The sequence below is a fragment of the Membranihabitans maritimus genome, assembly GCF_021729145.1.
Lineage (GTDB): Bacteria > Bacteroidota > Bacteroidia > Chitinophagales > Saprospiraceae > Membranihabitans > Membranihabitans maritimus.
On sequence record NZ_JAJSLW010000008.1, the window covers coordinates 230,777 to 246,568 of the forward strand.

General features: G+C 38.2%; 11 protein-coding genes. 5 read left to right on the plus strand and 6 right to left on the minus strand.

All coding sequences use genetic code 11. The annotated features are described in order from the left end of the window. Positions 1-19: 19 nt before the first annotated feature. A complete protein-coding gene (locus LVD47_RS11690; RefSeq protein WP_236976126.1) occupies positions 20-1,633 on the plus strand; it encodes a sulfatase family protein in 1,614 nt (537 codons plus the stop codon). A 38-nt stretch (positions 1,634-1,671) separates the two neighbouring features. Here the strand turns inward: LVD47_RS11690 and LVD47_RS11695 are convergent, their stop codons facing one another. Continuing rightward, positions 1,672-2,160 (minus strand): RNA polymerase sigma factor, encoded by a 489-nt coding sequence (locus LVD47_RS11695; RefSeq protein WP_236976128.1) that lies wholly within the window; start codon positions 2,158-2,160, stop codon positions 1,672-1,674. Positions 2,161-2,473: 313 nt separating this feature from the next. Here LVD47_RS11695 and LVD47_RS11700 point away from each other — a divergent pair, with 313 nt between their 5' ends. The 3 genes from LVD47_RS11700 (at position 2,474) to LVD47_RS11710 (ending at position 9,170) form a co-directional block, all read left to right on the plus strand. Continuing rightward, positions 2,474-5,755, plus strand: a complete 3,282-nt coding sequence (locus LVD47_RS11700) for a SusC/RagA family TonB-linked outer membrane protein (protein WP_236976130.1) — start codon at positions 2,474-2,476, stop codon at positions 5,753-5,755. Positions 5,756-5,787: 32 nt separating this feature from the next. After that, complete coding sequence (locus LVD47_RS11705; RefSeq protein ID WP_236976132.1) at positions 5,788-7,536, plus strand: RagB/SusD family nutrient uptake outer membrane protein; 1,749 nt, start codon at positions 5,788-5,790, stop codon at positions 7,534-7,536. A gap of 83 nt (positions 7,537-7,619) precedes the next feature. After that, positions 7,620-9,170, plus strand: a complete 1,551-nt coding sequence (locus tag LVD47_RS11710; protein WP_236976134.1) for a metallophosphoesterase family protein — start codon at positions 7,620-7,622, stop codon at positions 9,168-9,170. A 23-nt stretch (positions 9,171-9,193) separates the two neighbouring features. On the opposite strand, the gene LVD47_RS11715 is transcribed toward LVD47_RS11710, so the two are convergent. After that, positions 9,194-10,114, minus strand: coding sequence for an FKBP-type peptidyl-prolyl cis-trans isomerase (locus LVD47_RS11715; RefSeq protein WP_236976136.1), 921 nt, complete (start codon positions 10,112-10,114; stop codon positions 9,194-9,196). Between the two features lie 576 nt (positions 10,115-10,690). Here LVD47_RS11715 and LVD47_RS11720 point away from each other — a divergent pair. Beyond that, entirely contained in the window at positions 10,691-11,227 is a 537-nt protein-coding gene (locus tag LVD47_RS11720; RefSeq protein WP_236976138.1) for a hypothetical protein, read from the plus strand. A gap of 355 nt (positions 11,228-11,582) precedes the next feature. Here LVD47_RS11720 and LVD47_RS11725 read toward each other — a convergent pair whose 3' ends face one another. The 4 genes from LVD47_RS11725 to LVD47_RS11740 all read right to left on the minus strand — a co-directional run bounded on the left by LVD47_RS11725 (position 11,583) and on the right by LVD47_RS11740 (position 15,693). Next, the gene (locus LVD47_RS11725; RefSeq protein WP_236976140.1) at positions 11,583-12,296 is read right to left on the minus strand and encodes a hypothetical protein; all 714 of its coding nucleotides are present in this window, start codon (positions 12,294-12,296) and stop codon (positions 11,583-11,585) included. 61 nt (positions 12,297-12,357) lie between these two features. Next, the gene (locus LVD47_RS11730) at positions 12,358-12,861 is read right to left on the minus strand and encodes a hypothetical protein (protein ID WP_236976142.1); all 504 of its coding nucleotides are present in this window, start codon (positions 12,859-12,861) and stop codon (positions 12,358-12,360) included. A gap of 196 nt (positions 12,862-13,057) precedes the next feature. After that, entirely contained in the window at positions 13,058-13,675 is a 618-nt protein-coding gene (locus LVD47_RS11735) for a response regulator transcription factor (protein WP_236976143.1), read from the minus strand. Next, positions 13,675-15,693, minus strand: coding sequence for a tetratricopeptide repeat-containing sensor histidine kinase (locus LVD47_RS11740; RefSeq protein WP_236976144.1), 2,019 nt, complete (start codon positions 15,691-15,693; stop codon positions 13,675-13,677). The genes LVD47_RS11735 and LVD47_RS11740 overlap by 1 nt, the downstream gene beginning before the upstream one ends. Positions 15,694-15,792: the final 99 nt, after the last annotated feature.

Consider the following 15,792-nt stretch of genomic DNA (forward strand, 5'->3'; position numbering starts at 1 on the left):
CAAACGACGAATATAAGATATGTTGAATCAAATACCGGTTTCTATTATTTTTGTAATTTTTCTGCTGAATACATTGGTTTCGGGTTTTTCTCAGGATATGGATAATAGGCCCAATATCCTTTTTGCTATCAGCGATGATCAAACCCATGGCCATACGAGTTATGCAGGCGCGAAATGGGTTTCTACGCCTGGTTTTGACAGAATAGCGAGTGAAGGTATTTACTTCGAAAATTGTTATGCCGGATCCCCCGGTTGTGCCCCATCCCGAAGTTCAATAGTCACGGGCAGGTACCATTGGCAAAATGAACAAGCGGGTCAACATGCAGCCGGGTGGTTCGAGAAGTATGTTCCATTTGTCGATGAAGTGGAAAAAAATGGATACCATACCGGGTATACGGGAAAGGGAGTAGGCCCTTTTGAATACGGTGACTCTCCTTTGCGGTCAACAAATGCGGCAGGTACGGTATACAATGAAATACAATACGAAGAGGGTAGCCCGGAGGATGAAAGATTTGCTTCCAAGATCAGGAACCTCAATTATTTTGAAAATTTTAAAGCTTTCCTTCAGAAAAGAGAAAACGGGGAACCTTTTTTCTTTTGGTATGGAGCATCAGAACCTCACAGGTCATACGAAAAAGATTCATGGAAAAGGAGAGGAAAAAATTTGTCCAGTGTAGATGTGCCTGAATTTATGCCGGATGACGAAGTGATCCGGGGAGATATTCTAGATTATGCCGTTGAGATAGAATGGTTTGATCTTCATTTGCAAAGAATGGTCAACTACTTGGAAGAAATTGGAGAGTTGGAAAATACTATTATCATTGTTACCGCTGATAACGGTATGCCTTTCCCACGGGCCAAAGCGAATGCCTATGATTACGGTGCTCATGTGCCTATGGCGATTCGTTTCCCGAAAGAATTTCCAGGCGGTAGAAAAGTTAAAACTCCAGTAAGTTTTATTGATATAGCCCCTACTGTATTGGAATTAACCCAAACGGAAAAAGGGAATATGAAAGCTATTTCAGGGCAAAGCCTGGTTACTTTGCTGGAATCCCACAATGAAAATAGAGTAAAAAATAAGAGAGGATATTCCATCTATAGTAGGGAAAGACATTCATCCTCGAGGTACAAGAATTGGGGGTACCCGCAAAGGGCGATCCGCAAAGGTGATTATTTGTTAATCTGGAATATGAAACCTGACAGATGGCCTGCAGGTGCACCTCAAAGAATAGTACCGGGGACTAATCGAAAAGAACTGTATCCTTTATATGGAATCGATGAAAGTGGTGAACATCATTCGGAATGGGCATTTACAGATATTGATGCCTGTCCTTCTAAGTCTTTTATAGTAGAGAATAGAGAAGATCCTGAGTTTTCCAGGTACTTTGACTGGGCCGTAGCCAAGAGACCTGAATTTGAATTGTTTAATGTTAAGAAGGATCCCTCCAACCTGACAAACCTTTACGGTGTAAAAAAATATAAGAAGCATCAGGAGACTTTATTGAATGTATTAAAGTCCGAGCTTGAAAAATTTAAAGATCCCCGCATCACAGGGAGTGAACCTGAAATATTTGATTCCTATCCCAGGTATAGCCCTATGAGGCAATTCCCCAAACCTGAAGAAGGGAAATAATTGCCGTGCGAATACGGTTTTTTTAAGCAATCGAAAGACTATATCAATACGGTATATCTCTTGCGTATTGTTTTTAATGCCTGTACCAGGTGATTATTAACCGTATGCGAAGATAAATTTAGTTTTTCCGCTATTTCATGGTGGGATAATCCCTTTTTTCGGCTCAATTCAAAAACTTCTCTTTGCCTATTGGGCAGCTGTGTTACAAATTCTTCCAGTTTTTCATGAAGATCTTTGGCTTCGAATTTCCCTTCGAAACTGGGAATGTTTGATGTCAGATGGTCCATACTGTCATGTAATGTCGAGATTTCAATGGTTTTAATGGTTTTACTGTTTTTGATAATGGCATTTTTTGCCATAGACATTAAGTAAGCATCCGGGTTTTTTATTTCTTCAATCCTCGAATTGACTTTTAAGAAGTTCAGGAATACATCCTGGATGATATCCTTGGCCTGGACCTCTGATTCTACCTTACTTAAGACATAAGTATATACTTTATTATAGTATCGTTTTACAAGATTTTCCATGTTTTTCTTCTTTATGTTACCTAGTTAAAACCTTGTCACAAAATTATTGAGAAGACCTTCAGTTCGTGTTAAGCCAATTTTAAGAAATGGTTATTTAGGAATAATTATTCAGGTCCGACTAGTTGTTAACGTACACATTTTATCTCTTACAGGTATAAGATCGAATGAAATTATTCGATGAATTCCCCAACTGAAATGTTGATTGATCACTGTGAAAAATCAAGAGAGTGATTATAAATATTTGGAAGTAAGAGATCTATAAATGATTGAAAGATCTGATTAAAATTAATTATTAGTAACAAAGATTGAAATTATGAAACGAAGTTGGTTTACCTGTAAAGGTATTGTATTCCTGGTTTTCATTTCCTTGCTTGAGGCGGGTGCGATACCTGTTTCTACCGAAAATGGAAAGCCTTTTTTTACGGATACTGAAAATGTTTTTTCTAAAAGAACGGTGAGTGACAGTATGGCACCTCCTGAAGACATTGGGGGAAAGGTCCTTGATGAAGATGGAAATCCATTGATAGGAGTGAATGTACAGATAAAAAGTAATGGGGTAGGTACATCGACAGATTTTGATGGAAAATTTATTCTGGAGGGAGTAAGTGAAGATGCTACCTTGGTTTTTAGCTATATTGGATATAAGACGGTGGAAGTTGAGCTCAATGGTAGTTTGAATATCGATGTAACCTTAATTTCAGATTCAGAGATGATAGATGAAATTGTAGTAGTAGGTTACGGTAGTAAGAAAAAAGTAAATTTGACCGGAGCCGTCAGCCAGATAGGGGCAGAGGAATTGGAAGACCGTCCCATTCCAAATCTAACGCAGGCTCTACAGGGGATGGTGCCCAATTTAAATATTAATATGGGAGATGGCCGACCTGGGAAAACAGGTAGCATAAATATCAGGGGAAATACTTCCATAAATGGCGGGTCCCCTCTTGTTCTAGTGGATGGAGTTCCTGGATCTTTGGATGCTATCAATCCCCGTGATGTCGAATCTATTTCGGTGTTAAAAGATGCTGCATCCTCTGCTATCTATGGGGCAAGGGCTGCTTTTGGAGTTATACTGGTCACCACCAAAAAAGCCAGGGACGGAACTATTAATGTAAGATATGGTAATAATTTTGCCTGGTCAACACCTACTGTTAGTACGGACTTTATTACTGACGGCTATACTTCGGCTATTCTTAATGACGAGGCATTTTTGAATTCTGTAGGTCGTTCATATACAGGGTATAATGATCAGGATTATGAAGAGCTGAAAAAGCGACAAACGGATAACAGCTTGCCTTCGGTTGTAATAGACAATCGAAATGGGAAAGACCAATACATTTATTATGGAAATACTGATTGGTGGAATGAAATCTTCAGAGATTGGCAGACAGGCATGGAACACAATGTAAGTATCACAGGAGGTACGGAAAAAACCAATTTCCTATTATCCGGAAGGTTCTACCAAAAAAATGGCATGATGAGGTTGAATCAGGATAAGTTCAAATCTTATAACCTAAGAGGTAAAATTGATGTGGATATTACCGATTGGCTAACGGTCCACAACAATACACAGTTTAATGCTTCTACTTATAACTATCCTGGGTGGGGTGTTAACAGGAATTTTGTCTATGTTACCGTTCATGCATTGCCATCATATTTGCCTGTGAATCCCGACGGCACAGCTACTTATCGTACGGAATTAAATAATTACACGATAGGTGACGGTTTGTACGCTGATCTTTTGCACGGTAAAACTAAAGGAGATGAAAAGCGATATAATTTTCAAAATACAGCAGGTTTTACATTGAATCTTGGGGATCACTTCAAAGTGAATGGTGATTATACCTATGGAATTTATCCTGAAACCGATTTGCAGAGACGGACAGAAGCTCCCTGGTCTATTTTCCCGGGTGTAATAGATTATATAGGTTATGATCAACTAGATATGACCCAACGTTTGGATCAATACCAGGTTACGAATTTATATGGTACCTGGGACCAGTCTTTTGAGGATCACAACTTCAAAGTAATTGTAGGCGCTAATCAGGAATTGCGGCAAGAAAAGAATTTTTCAGGATGGCGAAAGGATCTGTTATCTGAGGATCTTAATGAGCTGAATTTGGGTTCAGGAGATATGCAAATCAATAGTTCTGCCAGCGAATGGGCTGTATTAGGACTGTTTAACCGCCTGAGTTATGACTACAAGAGTAAATACCTTGTAGAGTTTAATAGTCGCTACGATGGGACATCCCGGTTCCCGTCCGATAGAAGGTTTGGATATTTCCCGTCTATTTCCGCTGGGTGGAGAATGAGCGAAGAAAACTTTTTTACTGGGGCAAGAAAAGTAGTTGACAATCTTAAATTACGTTTTTCGTATGGAGCATTAGGTAACCAGCAAGTTGGAACGTATGCTTACGTACCCATAATGAATAGAGGAACCTTAAATTATATTTCCGGAACCGGAACAACTGAATACCTTACTGTACCCAATCCAATCGCTACTAATCCGACATGGGAAACTGCAGTGACTACCAATTTTGGTCTGGATGTCGATTTGTTAAATAGTAGATTGTCATTTTCAGTAGATGTATATACCCGTGAGACTATCAATATGCTGACCAAAGGTAAAACACTGCCAAGTGTGTACGGTGCAGGTGAGCCAAGGGAGAATGCTGCAGACTTGAAAACCAATGGATGGGAAATAGCTACTCGATGGAATGATAGATTCAATATATCAGGGCACCAATTCGGATATAATATTGGATTTGTCCTTTCGGATTATACTTCTACCATTACCCGGTTTGATAATCCAAGTAATTTACTAAATGATTATTATGTCGGTCAGGAACTTGGAGAGATGTGGGGCTACGAAGTTGATGGTTTTTTCCTGACAGATGAAGAAGCAGAGACGTATGGAGTGGATCAATCCCGCGTAAATGCAATGATCAATAATTCACCGGGAGAATGGTCAAGCCTCAAAGCCGGGGATGTGAAATTCATTGATCGCGATGGTGATGGTGCTATTACAAATGGTGAAAACACTCTGGATGACCATGGTGATTTGGTGGTTATCGGAAATAGGCAACCTCGGTATTCTTTTGGTATCAATGGTGGAGCCAATTGGAATGGTTTTGATATGAGTTTCTTTTTTCAGGGCATAGGAAAACAAAATTGGTATCCGGGAACTAATGCAGATAAATTCTGGGGGCCATTCTCAAGGCCATATTATTCTTTTATCCCAGAAGATTTCCAGGATAAATTGTGGTCACCGGAGAATCCTGATTCCTACTATCCCAGATTACGGGGATATATTGCACTGGGCAGTAATCGCTCATTGGGTGTATATAATACACGATATGTCCAGGACCTTGCCTATATCCGACTTAAAAATCTGACCCTTGGCTATACTATTAATGATAAGTTAATGGAAAGATTGGGGTTAAAAGGAATGAGAATTTATGCGAGTGGTGAAAATGTCTTTACACTAACAAAACTTAAATCTGATTATATAGACCCCGAACAAGCTTTGGGGGATTCCAACGGTAGGGTATATCCATTTACCAAAAATTTCACATTCGGATTGGATATCAATCTTTAGGAATCAAATTTTTAAATCTTAAATGAAAAGAAATGAAAATTATAAATATTTTTTATGCCTTCTTTTTTATCGTGATATTCACTTCTTGCGACTACGATTATCTCAATAGACAGCCCCTTTCTGATGTGTCACCTGAAGCCTTCTTTCAGTCTGAAAAAGATCTTGATTTATATACCAATTCTTTTTATAGTGTAATCCCGGACGCTACGGGGATTTATAATGAAGCCGACGATAATATAGTCAAAACAGGATTGGCTGACAGGATAAAAGGTACTCGTATTACTCCCACTTCCGGCGGTGGATGGAGTTGGGGAGAATTGCGAAAAATCAATTATTTTCTTCAAAATTACGCCAACAACGGATTGTCAGAAGAAGAGGCAAAACCTTACCTGGCAGAAGCACGATTTTTCAGAGCCTGGTTTTACTTTGAAAAAGTAAAGACATTTGGTGATGTGCCAATATATACTGAAGTTATAGCAGCTAACGATGATGAAAGTCTTTATAAATCCCGAGATTCCCGAATAGAGGTAATGGATTTTGTCATGAGCGATTTGGATTATGCCATTGCCAATCTAGCAAGCACCAGGAGTGTTGATAAAATTACTAAATGGACTGCACTGGCTCTAAAATCAAGGGTAGGACTTTTTGAAGGAACTTTCCGGAAATACCACACAGAGATGAATCTTCCCGGATATGAAATCTTTCTGAATGAAGCCGTTGAGGCAGCCCGGGAATTGATGGAAAGTGGAACTTATTCTATTTATAAGTCTTCTCCTGAGACTGCATACAAGGAGTTATTTGCATCGTACGATGCCATAGATGAAGAGGTGATATTGGCACGTAAATACAGTGCCGATCTGCAACTATACCACAATGTAAATTATTATACAATTACCGCATCCTATGGCAAACCGGGATTGGAAAAATCGCTGGTTAATTCATATCTAATGCAAGATGGGAGTCGTTTTACGGATCAGGAGGGTTTTAATGAGTTGTTGTTTCCGGAAGAAGTCAAGAACAGAGATTTGCGATTGTCGCAAACCATCCGTACTCCCGGGTATTCCAGAATTGGACAAACAACTGTGTTACCTGCTGATTTTGGTGCTTCTGTAACAGGGTATCAACTCACAAAGTTTGTAACAGCTACATCTGAAGATTCCTATAATAGGTCTTATAATGATATTCCAGTATTCAGGTATGCGGAAGTATTATTGAATTTTGCTGAAGCCAAGGCAGAGTTGGGGACATTAACCCAGGCTGACCTTGACCAGTCGATTGCGTTGGTGCGTGAGCGCGTTGCTATGCCAAATATCCAAATAAGCCTGGCAAATAGTAATCCGGATCCCTATATTTCGGAGCAATATCCTAATGTCTCTGGTGAAAATATGGGGGTAATCCTTGAGATTAGAAGAGAACGAAGAATAGAATTGGTTATGGAAAGTTACAGGTGGGATGATATTCTGAGGTGGAAGGTAGGTCCCCAGGTTGTACGGCAATTCAAAGGGATGTATTTTCCAGGTACCGGGACATTCGATCTGGATGAAAATGGATCTATTGACGTGGTAATTTATACGGGTGAAAAACCAACTGAAAAGGGGCCGATTTACCTGCAGTTGGGATCAGAAATTCTATTGGAAAATGGTGAAAATGGAGGATTAGTTATAATAAATCCCAATATTCCCAAGACATTTGATGAAAGTAAGGACTATTTTTATCCACTTCCTATTCAGGATTTGTTAATAAATGACCGATTGGAACAAAATCCCGGATGGCAGAATTAAACTCTTTTCCTAGTCAGAGTAAATATTAATAATTGTTGAAAAGGGCGGAATTTAGTATTTCGCCCTACATTTAATGTATACAAATGAAATTGATTGTTTTTTTATGGATCCTTTTCTATTTATTGCCTGTACCTGCAATAAGTCAATTCAGGGTAGATCCCTATTTATTACCGGCCGATAACGGGCAGTTATTAATTTCCTGGTTTTCGGAATTGGGTGAGGAGGGACGGCTTCAGTACTGGAATATAATAGAAAAAGATACTACTGTCGTCTTTTCTCGCCCACAATTATTGACTGAACTTTCTTACAGTGAATTGGAAGAATCAGAACGAGTAGACTTTCCCGATATGTTTGTGAATGAGAATTGGAAGCACCAGTTGTATACAGAGTCTTTAAGTCCAGGTAGAAAATATTCTTATGTTGTAATTCAGGGACGTGATACATTTTACAGCCATTTTCAAGCTCCTCCACTTCCGGGGCAGCGAAAACCTATTCGTATTGTGGCATTGGCAGATACTGAAACGGATCCCGCAGGAAGAACTATATTCAGGAAATGGGAACCGGGGTTTCAGACTGATGAAAGTTCGGGTAGGCCAGAAGGGGTGTTAAATTACTTATTGACTGAAAGTGAAGGATTGCAATATAATGTGCATGAGGTTACTGAAGAAAATCCTGATCTGATTCTTTTACCAGGTGATTTAGTGCAAGGAGGCGGCTATCAAAGGGCCTGGGATGAATTCTTTTTTCATTTTTCCGGAAAATTTGGACATCCGATAAGTACTATTCCCTTGCTACCAGCCATAGGAAATTGGGAAAATTACGGCGGACCAAATGGAGGTTATAACCCATTGGCAGTACAGAAGTCAAGGTCAAAATATAGCTCCTATTTTACGATGCCAGAAAATAATAAATCAAATTATAGAAATTTTTACTATCGGGTAGATTACGGACCGGTAACCATTATTACGCTGGACTCATCAAATGGTTTGCCCGACAGTACCGATTTTGACACAAATATAAATATCAATTTATCTGATTACCCTGGAGATGACCTTCCCGATATTAATCCCGGTTCTGATCAGTGGAATTGGGCAATCGAACAACTTCGGGAGGCCAGAGACCTCGGGCAAATAATTATAGTACAATTTCATCATATTCCATATTCCAGTGGTGGTCATAGCCTGCCATTGACCGCAGAGAATAGTTCTGGTCAAGCAGGTATTCCAATGCGTGTTTATACCCCTGAATTTAAGAAATATGGTGTCGTTGCGGTAATATGTGGTCACAATGAATCATTAGAGCATTCTGTAGTGGATGGAATTCATTTTTGGGATGTCGGAATCGCAGGAGATGGATTTGGTTTTTCCATTGATGATAAAGATCCCAGAAGGGAAAATCCTTACAGGCAATGGGTTGCACACAGGGATGCAAGGGAGTTGTGGGAAGGAGAAAAATTGATTTCAGGAGGAAAACATTATGGCCATCTGGTCATAGAGATCGTACCTAAGGAGAATAATGGATATAAGATAGAAATGATACCAAGATATATTTTTCCTGTAACAGATAAATTTGGAAGAGTATCTTCTACGGAAGTACGTACTTATGACAATATTGTAGAATTTGAAACGAATTAATTAATGCGTTTATAGAAATAATCCTACTCCATTACTTCTTCAATATCTTCTATTTTTACTTCAAAGATTAAGTCCTGAAAACCTTTTGTAATGCCCGGAGGAGAATTGGAACCAAAACCTTTCATTGCCGGGATGTATAATATGGCAGATGATCCTTCACTGAGAGCACATAGTCCATCATCCACGCCATCTATCATATACCCTGTTTTGACTTTGTATTTCATGGGGTCGGATTCCTCGTCCATATTCGAACCTAATTGTTCCCCTGAAAATGTGGTTGCTTTAAAACGTAAGCTAATCAGTTGTCCAGAATCAACCTGTACACCATTTCCTTCCTTGATTACCTGGATAAATACACTGTCCGGAGTCATTTTTGCCTGAATATTACGATCTTTTAGATATTTACGTATCCTGGCAGGTCCATTTTTCTTATTATGTATTTTTACATTTTCAAATTCTTTTTCCTGATCCAATCGCGCCAGGCTATCATTTCCCAAAACATCCAAAATCTTATAGTGGGTGATGATTTTATCCCCGGCTTCAACGTATTGTGGTACAGAGTAAAAAAGTTGTTTCTTAAGAAGGGAATCAGCTTCCTGGATAACAGTGGCACTATCTCCCTTTTGAAACATGCTAAAAACTTCTTCGGGTTCATGCGGGTAAGCAAAACCCGGTAATACATTTTCGTATCTAGGCATTCCACTGAATGTGCTTTCCACCAGGGAGTCATTTACAAATTTTTTATAGTGCATTTTTAAAATGCTACCGGCTCTTGTTTTAGTCGTGTCGTCGGAATGGCCCGGGTGGATATACAATATCAAACCACTTTTGGTCTTATAACCTTTGGTTTTATTACAACTGGAAACAAAAAAGAACAATAGTGGGAGTAGCAAAAATGCATAGAAATACTTAGTGTAAGAATACAAACATTTAACGGTTTTCATCAAATTTGATTTTCAACGTATTAAAAATTTGAACAGCAACAAATTTATTAAGTTTCTTATTTATATCAAATAATTTGTATTAACGACCTGAAATTTTATTCTTTTAACTCTAAATTGAATACAGGTTGAGGTAGTGTTAGATCGAAATGTTCGCTATGTTATAGTAATCATGCTCACCTGTGGCCTGTTGTTGGCATGCATCTGAAAAAAGAATTGTATCTGGCCAAATCCATCGTACTTTCTCTATCTATACCCGCTTTTTACCTACACTGAGTAGCTACCGAAAGTACGTGCGCGCGATACCCTCTGAAAATGTTCCAATGGGACAAACCAAAGGTGAAAACATATAGGTACGCAACAAGAGATAAATTGGGTAATATTTAATCAGAACTAGACGGTTAAATAAATAATGTGTGCCAAGGTTAGACTTGCAGCAGGAAGGCTTTCGTGGTTTTTAATCTATAGTACAATAGTGACTTTAATTTAGTTAGATTGGAAATACAATTTAAATTTCACCCGGAAGGGTGGAAAAAGGCCATTTAAAGTTAGGTTAATTTGTCAATTAACGATTAGGAAATGAATTATATCTATTATTCTTTATTAATGGTTTTACCATTTTTTATACCCATAGAGCTCCCGGAATATATAAAAATAGGAAACGAAAGAACGGTTGAGATAGGTGGAGATCTTGCCAATGGAAGGCAGATGAATGATTTATCCTGGGCATGGAATTCTAGTAATGCCTGTTTTCCTGCCATCCGACAAGAAAAGTTTTCTGGAAATCATGTATTGTATTATACGGACTTACCAAGTTATTCGGAAATGGAAATAACACTTATCCCTAATGATAGGACATCAAATATGAGCCTATATGCCTATGAAGTAGGTAAGGTGACACCACAAAATACGGTTCCAAGCCTTACACAATGCATTCGTTGTGAATCTGATTTTAAGTGGGAATTTAAAAGGCGCGGCAAAACTCAGGACCATACGAGAAAGGTGCGAAACATTGTGGCGCTTAAAAACCCCTACCAGGTAGTGATTGGTGTAGCAGGAGCAGAAAAGCTGACAAATGGTGGGTACAAATTAAAAATAGAGATTAAAAAAAGGTGATTCCTAATTTGTTGGAATTTCACGGATACAATGGTTGCTACCTAAGTTCGAATGTAGGGTTTTGATCACTGGTGAATCAGTTGGTTTGAATATAAAGGGTGAATGCAAATCCCCTTGCGGATGAAGATCGCTGTTTTCAAGTGGAAAATCAGTACAGCTTAATAGCTTCGGTCACAGCGTTAAGTCTTTAGTGACACCCTTTTCTTTATATCGAATAGCTTCAGGAAGACGCCATGGATAATGGGCTTTCACTATACATGAAATTATAACTCTTGGTCTAATACCGGTGTAATGGAATCGTCCCTGCGTTTCATAGACATTGATATCTAACTTTTTGGTTGTACTCGCAGGTATCCTATTTTCTGGCGATACACATAAATATTAATTGGGGGGAAAGGGTAGGGAATTCGGATAGAATGAAAAAATTAAAAGGATTGGGAAGTAGTATTGACTCCAGATGATTTGGTACAAATCCACTACCATTATTATGCCCGGCTTGTTCTGCCGCCCACTCAATTATTCCTGAGCAGGTAAAGCTACTATTAGTACCTTTTTGGGATTTGGGAGATAACACGCGATCAAAATTTTGATAATGGAAGTCTAATGGCTTGTAATGAGCTGCTGAAAGTGATTGCATAGCACTGAGCATAGAAAATGCTAAACTATCAGGGATACGTACGGAGTTGAAACTTTTAACCCGAGTGCTGGAATTAATTCGGGAATTGTATGCAAAAGTGGCCGGATTGTGTTGGGATTGTAATCCGCTTATGTTAGTTATTCTGATTGAATCTCTATGGTTAGCGGAAAGGTATATGCCTCTCCCGTATCCAGGGTGGACTTCGTATACAGAATCGTTAATAGCCAGGGCGATGTGGTCGTAACCAGGCACTTCATCATTGACAAAAGGCAAGTAAGAAGATTCATTATTGTCAATTACTTCTCTAAACAGAATGGCGGAATGGTGAACATTACCATGTAAGTTTTCCTGAAGGAAGTCTAATTCACTTAAGGAGTGGATTTTTAATGCAGAGAAAAAGACTGTCAACTGAATGAGGTATATCCCGACCATAAAAAAAAGGCCTTGTATTAAAAAATGTATATAAGGCCTTTTCATTTGTATTTGAACTTTATTATGGATATAAATATTCAGCCGCATCTGTCACGATGTCGGTACTGGGATCTGAACCAGGTCCACAGCAAATACCTGTACATCTAAGGAATTCCCCGTTGATGATAACGGCAGCACAAGGCTGGGAACTGCAATCGGATGAACTTCTACATACAACCATTACTCCTGGGTATTTGGGCTTTTTCTTTTTCTTTTTTGCCTCAGCAGTGTATTCTTTATAGGTGCTTCCAAATAACTTAAATTGAGCTTCTTTGTTTTTGCTGATAAAAGATTTAAGATCTTTTTGAGTCCCGCTCTTTTCATGCAGGATCACAAAAGCAATGTTTTCAATATCATAAAAGCTCCATCCTTTAGCGGGATATACTGTATTTCCTTTTTTTATGCCCCATTCTCCGATACTTCCTTCACAGCCCTTTACCGCTTTTAATTTGGTTACTTGCTGGCAATAACCCGTCATTCCAATGAATAATAATATTACTGGTAATAAAACTTGATACAATTTCATTTTTCTCTGATTAAAATTTGAATAATAGCTGTGAAGTTACAGTCAGATTCTACATGCATTTTCACCCAAAAAGGTGATTTTAAAAAAGGGGATGCGAAAGGTCAATGGAATAGCAATTTTTTTGAAAGGAATGAAAGGTCTGAGAAGATGTGCTATTAGCGAACAAAATAGGTTGCGATGATTGAAGAAATAAGTATTAGTTGTTCATTAATTCCCGTATGCGAACTATCGTTCCTGAACGCGAATGAGTTTCCAGTTTTTCATATAAATTTTTCACATGGGATTTTATAGTGTTAATACTTACATAGTGCTTAGTTGCCATTTGTTTATTCGTTTTCCCTTCAAAAATATCCTCGAGGATATCAAACTCTTTTGAAGTGATTTTGAGGAAAATCTGGTCATTTATTGTTCTTAAGCAAAGATTCTGGGGACGTTGGTTTTGGCCGTGGTTGTACAGGGCTATTTCAATGGAACAAAACAAATCGTCTTCTTCAAATGGCTTGAGAATATATCCCATTGGACGTGTCACTTTGGCTTGATTTACTATGTTTTTACCAGAATATGATGTCAAATACAAGAAAGGTATTCCATAATGGGAATTGATGGTATTAGCGATGTCAAAACCGTCCATATTATTCCCCAGGTTAATATCGAGTAATGCCAGGTCAAAATCATGGTTTTTTAGGGCGTTCAATGCCTCTGTCTTGGTTTTTGCAATTGTAGATACTTTGTAGTCTACATTGGTTAGATATTCTTCAATATCAGTGGCTATTAAAGGTTCATCTTCTACTACTAAAACATTTATTCGAGACATTATTCAAAGATTTTAGGATTAGGGATATCAATGGTTATTTCTGTGCCTGAGGCTGAGCTATTAATTTTCACACAGGCATTTAGTTTATCAGAAAGTGAGTAAATCAGACGAAACCCGAGACTTTGTGCGGTTTTAGCGTCGAAATCCGGGGGTAATCCTTTTCCGGTATCCATTACATTCATTATGAGGTGACCGTTATCGTTCTCCATTTTAATTGTGATCGTACCTTTATCCTGGTCTTTAAATGCATATTTCAGAGCATTGGTAATAATTTCATTAAGGATCAGGCCAATGGGAATAAGTGTATCTACGTCCAATTTTATCGGTGCCACCATTGTGTCAATAGTAATGATTTTATCATCTGAAGAGTAATTTTTTACCAGGCTATTACTTAATTTCGTCACATATTCGTGGAGATCTACACCTATTAAGTCCTCATCCTGATAGAGGTTTTGATGGATTAATGCCATTGATTTGATGCGATTTCGCCCTACTTGAATTGCCTCTTTTGCTTTTGGGTTGTCAATCTTTCTGCTTTGGAGACTCAATAATGAAGAAATAATTTGTAAATTATTCTTTACGCGGTGGTGTATTTCTTTAAGAAGTATTTCTTTTTCATCAAGAGACCGGGTTATTTGCTCATTTTTAAAAGATAGCGTTTTATTGGCTTTTTTTCGCAATTGGAATAGATAATATAACAAAAATGCTATGATAGATATAGCAACCATCCCGGCAATTAATACTCGCTTTACTCTTTGGTATTCTTGTTCTTGAATGTCAGATTCTAGTTTGATAAGGTACTGTTCCCTGTCAAAATTATATTGCATCTCTAGCTGAGTGAGCTGTTTGATGTTTTCGGCATTGAAAATAGAATCTTTCAGCGAAACGTGGTTCTCATAAAAGTAGAGAGCTTTTTGGTAATTACCCAGTGATTTATTGGCTTGATACAAACAAAAACAGGTCTGGGAATACATATCAAGTGCGTCGTTTAGTTTTTGTACCCCGGATAGGGCCGTTTCACAATCTTCTTTCGCTTTTTGAAATTCCTGCATGGTAAGAAAAAGTTCTCCTCTTCGCAGTGTGGCTTCTACCTGGCCTTTAAAGTAATTTCCCTGTTTGTACAATTGTTGGGCAATTTCGTACTGTTCGATTGCCTTGTTATATTGGTTTTTCCGGTTGTAAATTATGCCCAGATTTAATTCGGCCGAAGCAATATACCTGGGAGGGAGTTGTGCATTTTGTTTTAATTCCTTGCTTTGGGAGATAGATTCAAATGCTTCGTCCAATTTTCCAAGGTCTATTTGTAGGTCCCCAATATTGCCCAGAATAATTCCGGCATTACCTTTTTCCCCCATTTCAAGTAGGGTGGAATAGGCTTTTGAATAATATTGTACAGCTAACTCCTCTTCTCCCATATCATTGTACAAATTTCCAATTCCATTGTTGATAGTACTCATTTGCCCATCTCGTTTGAATAACTCCATTGAGGAAAGTGATACAGTATCAATGTCTTCAAGGATTTTTAAACCGCTAAGAAGCTTTTCCAATGCTTCTGACATAAGTCCTTTCTGTTTAAAGATATGGCTGGCAGATGATTGTATATGCGCTTTTAAAAATGGAAAATTATCAATATTAGGAAAATTTAACGCCATGTTGTAGCGAGCCTCAGCGCTATCCATCATAGAGGCGTACATAAAATAGTTACCATAGCTATAGTTTGTTTCGGCCAACAAATGTTCGTCATTGATTTTAGCAGATAAATTATATGCTCTGTCAATAAGTATTTTTGCGGACGGATGGTACCTATAAGTTCTTCCGGCATAAGATAACAGTTGCCGAACTTTTGAAGAGTCATTGTCCAGTGTATCTATTGACTTCAATGAAGAATAGATCATACTATCCGTATGGGCTTCCTGGGCTTGGGTTGCTCCCAGACATAGACAACTAATAGTGCAAACGGTGAATATATTGTTACGCAATCCTGAAAGAAATAGTGCTATTTTGATCCCACAATTCAATGAGTAATTTTTTCGGCGCCATTAAATTTACAATATATAATTCTTTTATTCTCTGTCTTTCACCCAAAAGGGTGAATTATGGATTGGTATAAGCTATTG

Excerpts from the sequence above, each read along its gene's own strand:
- LVD47_RS11695 (WP_236976128.1), bottom strand. The coding sequence starts at position 2,160 with ATGGAAAATCTTGTAAAACGATACTATAATAAAGTATATACTTATGTC.
- LVD47_RS11725 (WP_236976140.1), bottom strand. The coding sequence starts at position 12,296 with ATGGTCGGGATATACCTCATTCAGTTGACAGTCTTTTTCTCTGCATTA.
- LVD47_RS11730 (WP_236976142.1), bottom strand. The coding sequence starts at position 12,861 with ATGAAATTGTATCAAGTTTTATTACCAGTAATATTATTATTCATTGGA.
- LVD47_RS11720 (WP_236976138.1), top strand. The coding sequence starts at position 10,691 with ATGAATTATATCTATTATTCTTTATTAATGGTTTTACCATTTTTTATA.
- LVD47_RS11700 (WP_236976130.1), top strand. The coding sequence starts at position 2,474 with ATGAAACGAAGTTGGTTTACCTGTAAAGGTATTGTATTCCTGGTTTTC.
- LVD47_RS11710 (WP_236976134.1), top strand. The coding sequence starts at position 7,620 with ATGAAATTGATTGTTTTTTTATGGATCCTTTTCTATTTATTGCCTGTA.
- LVD47_RS11715 (WP_236976136.1), bottom strand. The coding sequence starts at position 10,114 with ATGAAAACCGTTAAATGTTTGTATTCTTACACTAAGTATTTCTATGCA.
- LVD47_RS11690 (WP_236976126.1), top strand. The coding sequence starts at position 20 with ATGTTGAATCAAATACCGGTTTCTATTATTTTTGTAATTTTTCTGCTG.
- LVD47_RS11735 (WP_236976143.1), bottom strand. The coding sequence starts at position 13,675 with ATGTCTCGAATAAATGTTTTAGTAGTAGAAGATGAACCTTTAATAGCC.
- LVD47_RS11705 (WP_236976132.1), top strand. The coding sequence starts at position 5,788 with ATGAAAATTATAAATATTTTTTATGCCTTCTTTTTTATCGTGATATTC.